At 62.5% G+C, this 5,960-nt stretch carries 5 protein-coding genes; 3 read left to right on the top strand and 2 right to left on the bottom strand.

Translation table 11 applies throughout. The annotated features are described in order from the left end of the window. Positions 1 to 704, top strand: a 704-nt coding sequence (locus ACXJ7R_RS22645; protein ID WP_457153797.1) for a M48 family metalloprotease, incomplete at its 5' end; no start/stop codon positions are given. A 29-nt stretch (positions 705 to 733) separates the two neighbouring features. Here the strand turns inward: ACXJ7R_RS22645 and ACXJ7R_RS22640 are convergent. Both ACXJ7R_RS22640 and ACXJ7R_RS22635 read right to left on the bottom strand, forming a co-directional pair. Then, a complete protein-coding gene (locus ACXJ7R_RS22640) occupies positions 734 to 2,737 on the bottom strand; it encodes a hypothetical protein (protein ID WP_457153796.1) in 2,004 nt (667 codons plus the stop codon). After that, on the bottom strand, positions 2,734 to 4,266 hold the full coding sequence (locus ACXJ7R_RS22635; RefSeq protein ID WP_457153795.1) for an NAD(P)H-hydrate dehydratase: 1,533 nt from the start codon (positions 4,264 to 4,266) through the stop codon (positions 2,734 to 2,736). Before ACXJ7R_RS22635 ends, ACXJ7R_RS22640 begins: the two co-directional genes overlap by 4 nt. A gap of 358 nt (positions 4,267 to 4,624) precedes the next feature. On the opposite strand from ACXJ7R_RS22635, the gene ACXJ7R_RS22630 reads away from it, so the two are divergent. Together ACXJ7R_RS22630 and ACXJ7R_RS22625 are read left to right on the top strand one after the other, a co-directional pair. Next, positions 4,625 to 4,963 (top strand): P-II family nitrogen regulator, encoded by a 339-nt coding sequence (locus ACXJ7R_RS22630; protein ID WP_006205430.1) that lies wholly within the window; start codon positions 4,625 to 4,627, stop codon positions 4,961 to 4,963. 66 nt (positions 4,964 to 5,029) lie between these two features. Then, on the top strand, positions 5,030 to 5,960 hold a 931-nt coding region (locus ACXJ7R_RS22625; RefSeq protein ID WP_457153794.1), incomplete at its 3' end, for a glutamine synthetase beta-grasp domain-containing protein.

Here is a 5,960-nt window from a genome sequence, read left to right as displayed (position 1 = left end):
GTCGTCGGGTGATCTTGACGGTCGGTATTCCGTTGCTTGCGGTGACCGACGACAAGGCGTTTGCGGCGATCTTGGCCCATGAGGACGCGCATCTGAGAAACAGAGATACAAACGGCGGACTCAATCTTGCCGAACTCGACAAAAGCTTCGACTTGATCTTCGACTACGCCCCTCCGGGGAGGACCCTTTCCGGCAGTTTGTTTTACTGGTTGCTCAGTCCACTGTCATCCGCGATGGAACGCGAAGGAATACGGTTGTCACGACGGGCGGAGATCGATGCCGATCGTCATGCAGCGACGTCCGGCGATGCATACCAGGCAGCGCGTGCACTGCTGCTGATCGGCGCAGCCGACGCGTTCTTCGAGCATCGGGTTTATGATCCACTCAAGCGTGAATTGCTTGGCACGATGGTTCCACCTCCTCCACCGCTCGATAGAGTTTTGAGGGCAGCCAAGGAACTGACGAGCCACTCCATCCTGCAAGAGTATGCTCAAAAGGCCTGGGATGCCCCAGACAACGAAAGTGCCGATCATCCGCCATGGTCCGAACGTCTGGCTGCGCTCGGATACAGCTCGGTCCCTGCGATGGAGCCGGTTTTGGTTTCAGCCCTTTCCAGCCTTTTGAGCAATGAAGTTGTTACCGAGCGCGTTCATCATTTCGATGGTGAATGGACATCGAAGGTCGCCGACCATCTTGATCGATAGGTAGCCACCCGGATTGTTTCTGGGAGCGGCTACTCCTCTTCCGCCGCGCCAAATCCTGCCCCCATGGTGGCACGGACGGAACTGCCCCAGGGCGTCGCGTGGTTGTCGATGCGCATCTGGAAGATGAAATAGGTCGGCGAGCAGAAGCCGATACCCTTGATCTTGCCGATGCCAGGGGTATCGGGCGGCAGCGATTGGCACATATAGTCCTCGCGGCAGAAATGATCGGCCGAACAGGCCGGCCGGTTGCCGCGGTTGACGGCGCCGCCAAGGCATTGGTCGAAATTGTTGGTGGCCACGCAGATGTCGAATTTCTTGCCGCCGACCAGCCCGCAGATCTCGTTCGGCATCGGCTTGCCGGATTTGAAGCCCGCGAAGGCGCGGTCCTTGTCGTCGCAGCCGCGATAAGCGATGCCGCCAGGCACGCCGATCTTCGGCGGACGGCAGGTGTAGCCAGTGCGCGAGACATCCTGCGCAAAGGCCGCGAACTGGCCTGATATTTTGAAGCGATCGTTGAAAGGCTGCGTTGCGTTGCTGGCGATCGATCCGGTCAGGCAGGGATGGCCGGAAAACATGTCGGGACTGTCCTTGGGCAGCAGGCATTGCGCCAGCTTCGTCCGCACACCCGAAGCGCTGGCCAGCGGCGTGCAGATGGTGCCGCCGCCGCACTGCCAGGTCTTGCCGAAGCGTGCGGCATCGTCCGGCATCAGGCACGGCATTGCCATCTCAGCCGGCGCGTAGTCGATCGCGCCGGCGTCCGTCCAGGCAGCCGGTGGTGCAATGGAGAGCGGGCGGAAGCGGTTCGGCTCCTTGCCTTGCGCCATGGCGCGCAGCCAGGCCTGGCGGCGCGGTATCTCGGCGTGAAGATGCGGCGAAATGCCGACCTCGATGCGGTTGAGCGGCGAGGTCGTCTTGTCGTCGAGGCCGATGAAATGGAAACCGGCGGTGGAACCAGCCTGATGGCAACCCTGGCAGGCGCCATTGTCCAGCCGTTCGATGAGAGCTTCCGGTGTGCGCAGCAGTTTGAGCCCGGAATAGTCGAGCGATGCGAATTCCCCGGGCTTAAGCAGTGGCGTGAACGGGTGGTTGGCCTGCCGCGCGCTGCCGAAGGTCGACCACGAGATGACCTTCCTGGCCAGGAATTCGTCGGGGATTTCGTAGACGCCTTCGTCGACGGCCGGCAGATTGGCGCTGACATAGGCGGCGAGCCTTGCTTTCAGGGCCGCGTCTTGCGAAAGCCGTGCGGAGTCAGGCGTGTTCTCCAGCGGCTTCTCGCTGACGGCGCCGCCATCGATGCCGAATATCCGCATGAGATAGGCGGCCTGGCCGCCGAACTCGGTTTCCTGGCCAGAGGGAAAGCGCACCACCTGGGCGTTGAGTTCCAGCTGCTTGAAGGTCAGCCCGGCTTTCTCCAGCGGACCGCCAGTCAGCCAGCCAGCATCGACGGTCTCGTCAAGCTGTGGCGTCCAGCGTCCGGCAACGCCGACACAGCCGCCGTCGGCATCGGGCGCCGCGCTGTAGACGGCGTTGAAATTGAACGGCAGACGCGACGCCAACAGCTTGCCATTTTTGCGAAAACTGTAGGCAAGGCGGTAGATGAAACGCACCTCGCCGCAGCTCTTGTCACCCAGCAGGGCCGCGAAGTCGCGACGGTCGAGCCGGTTGACGACGCCGACCAGCCGGAAGCGCGCGGCATCGGTCTTCAGCCAGCGCATGTCCATGATGCGGCCGACATTGCCGTCGGTGACCTCGTAGAGCGGCCGCCCGCCGGCCTTCATGTCGGCGCGCAGCGCGGCGACATCGGCCGCCACAGTGTCGACGACAGCGTGATAGGCCGGCGCCTTGTCGTAGAGAGCTTTCAGGTCGCCCGCGCCCGCCGCGCCAAAAATATCGGCAAAGCCGTAGCCCTTGGCATCAAGTGCGGCGAGTACCGCCGGATCATCGACGATCGTCACAGGACCTTCGGCGCGCGCTGCCGACGCCACGAAGACAGCAAGGAGGGTGGCGAGCAGCAGAGCCAGGGCGCGGCTCATCGRGCGGCCGAACGTGCTTCGACAAGGTCGCGCAGCACCGGCACCAGCGCCGGCGGCAGATCCTCGGCGATCAGCCCCGGTCCGAACCGGCTGCCGGCTTCAGCATGAATCCACACCGCGGCGCAGGCCGCTTCGAAGGCGGGCATGCCTTGCGCCAGCAGCCCGGCGATGACGCCTGACAGCACGTCGCCCGATCCTGCGGTGGCCAGCCACGGCGCGCCGTTGGCGTTGATCGCCGCCCTGCCGTCAGGAGCGGCGATGACGGTGTCGGCGCCCTTGTAGACGATGACGGCATTGGCACGCACGGCGGCTGCGCGGGCCTTGTCGAGCTTGGAGGACGCAACGTCATCGGCGATATCGGGAAACAGCCTGGCGAACTCCCCTTCGTGCGGGGTCATCACCAGGGCCGGCGCGCCCGGTTGGCGAGAAGCTTCGAACAGGACGTCCGGCGCCTCACGAAAAGAGGTGATCGCGTCGGCATCGAACACGAGGCCGTCAATCCGGGTTGACGTGCCGCTAGGCTGGGCAGGGCTGAGCAGCGCGAGTGCAAATTGCCGGGTCTTTTCGCCAATGCCGAAACCGGGCCCGAGAACAAAAGCCGACGGCCGGCGTTCGTCGATGAACGAGGCGATGTCGACGCTGTCATCGGCCTTGCGCAGCATGATTGAGGTGAGATGCGCAGCGTTTACCTGCATGGCATTGGCCGGCGACAGCACGGTGACTGCCCCTGCCCCGCTTCTCGCGGCGGCAAGTGCCGACAGCCGCGCCGCGCCGGTGGCGCTCGGACCGCCGGAAAAGACGCCGACATGGCCGCGCTTGTATTTGTGCGCGTCCACCGCCGGCACGGGAAATTCCCGCAACCACAGGTCTGGCACATTCTCAAAAGTCGACACGGCGAGTTGGGCGATGATGCCGTCGCCTATGCCGATATCAGCGAGCACGATTTCACCACATTGCTCTCGTCCCGGGAGCAGCAAGTGGCCGGGCTTTTGCCGCGCGAAGGTGACGGTGACCTCGGCGTGAAACGCCCTGCCCAATATTGCGCCGCTGGCTCCTGAGACACCCGACGGCAGGTCGACCGCGACCACAGGCAGGCGCAGAGCTGTTGCAGTGTCGACGGCTTTCACGGCATCGCCGGCCAGCGGCTTGGACAGCCCTGCTCCGTAAAGCGCGTCGACGACAATCGAGCCGGCCACGGCGGCAAAATCCGACAGTGGCCGAGGTTTCACCGGGCATTGCGCGGCGGCGAGCGCCGCATCGCTTTGCGGCCTCGGCGTGCCGCTCGCCCAGATCGTTGTGCTTACGCCGCTGCCGGCCAGCAACCGGGCAACGACATAGCCATCGCCGCCATTGTTGCCGGGGCCGCACAGCACATGGACACGCGTCGCTGCGGGATAACGCGCCAGGACCACGGCCGCGACCGCTTCGCCGGCACGGCGCATCAGCCCGAAGCCATCGAGCGGACCAGCGGCAATCGCCAGCCGATCGGCCTCGCTCATTTCGGCCGGGGAAAGAAGTTCGTTGCTCATGGATTGCCGATCTGCATTCGATCAAGCATTGTCCACTTTTCGATCCGAAGCAAACGAAGGGGAGTGGCGAAATTTGCGGCCATATCGTTGGAATGAGGGCGTCGCAGGCACAAAACTGCCCGCTGAATAGGCGATATGCCTAATTGTTGTGCGGATGCACTTGCTGGCTCCTTCGTGGCTCCAGCGGCCCATGGCGCACCTGATGCAGTGAATGACGCGAATTTGCTTCCCGGCGCGGCGCGGCTTTGAAATCGTATGAGACCGCTTCAAATCTGTCCAATTGGCACAGTTCGTGCTTGATGGAGGCGCAAGCGGGGGTTCACAACCCGTTTTTTTGGCAGTGGAGGCCACTTTTTACATGAAAAAGATCGAAGCGATCATCAAGCCATTCAAGCTGGACGAAGTGAAGGAAGCGCTTCAGGAGGCCGGACTGCAAGGCATCACCGTCACCGAGGCCAAAGGCTTCGGGCGTCAGAAAGGCCATACCGAACTCTACCGCGGCGCCGAATATGTCGTCGATTTTCTGCCCAAGGTGAAGATCGAGGTCGTGCTTGGCGACGACGCGGTCGAAGGCGCGATCGAAGCCATCCGCAAGGCGGCCCAGACAGGCCGTATCGGCGACGGCAAGATCTTCGTCTCCAACATCGAGGAAGTCGTGCGAATCCGCACTGGCGAAACCGGCATGGACGCGGTCTGATCCGACCCCGCCATCCGCCTGAAAACCGTCATCATCAAAAAACGTCATCAAACAGGGATACATGACATGACGACAGCCAAAGACATCATGAAGCAGATCAAGGACAACGACGTGAAATTCGTCGACCTGCGCTTCACCGATCCGAAGGGCAAGCTGCAACACGTGACGATGGATGTCATCGAGGTCGAGGAAGACATGTTCGCTGATGGCGTCATGTTCGACGGCTCCTCGATTGCCGGCTGGAAGGCCATCAACGAGTCCGACATGGTGCTGATGCCCGATGCGGACACGGTCCACATGGACCCGTTCTTCGCACAGTCGACCATGGTCATCCTGTGCGACATCCTCGATCCGGTTTCGGGTGAATCCTACAACCGCGATCCGCGTGGCACGGCCAAGAAGGCCGAGGCCTACATGAAGTCGGAAGGCATCGGCGACCAGATCTTCGTCGGCCCCGAAGCCGAATTCTTCGTCTTCGACGATGTGAAATACAAGGCCGACCCTTACAACACCGGCTTCAAGCTTGATTCCACCGAACTGCCCTCGAACGACGACACCGACTACGAGACCGGCAATCTCGGCCACCGTCCGCGCATCAAGGGCGGCTATTTCCCGGTGCCGCCGATCGATTCCGCGCAGGATATGCGCTCGGAAATGCTGACTGTGCTCGCCGAAATGGGCGTGCGGGTCGAAAAGCACCACCACGAGGTGGCGGCCGCCCAGCACGAACTCGGCATCAAGTTCGATACGCTCGTGCGCAACGCCGACAAGATGCTGATCTACAAGTATGTCGTGCACCAGGTCGCCAACGCCTACGGCAAGACGGCCACCTTCATGCCGAAGCCGATCTTCGGCGACAATGGCTCGGGCATGCACGTCCACCAGTCGATCTGGAAGAACGGCAAGCCGACCTTCGCCGGCAATGAATATGCCGGCCTGTCGGAAAGCTGCCTGTTCTACATTGGTGGCATCATCAAGCATGCCAAGGCGATCAACG

It is taken from the genome of Mesorhizobium sp. P5_C1 (assembly GCF_054049815.1).
The sequence above is the reverse complement of the archived record's forward strand: the minus strand, read 5'-3'. Positions and strand labels throughout refer to the sequence as shown.

Excerpts from the sequence above, each read along its gene's own strand:
- ACXJ7R_RS22640 (WP_457153796.1), bottom strand. The coding sequence starts at position 2,737 with ATGAGCCGCGCCCTGGCTCTGCTGCTCGCCACCCTCCTTGCTGTCTTC.
- ACXJ7R_RS22630 (WP_006205430.1), top strand. The coding sequence starts at position 4,625 with ATGAAAAAGATCGAAGCGATCATCAAGCCATTCAAGCTGGACGAAGTG.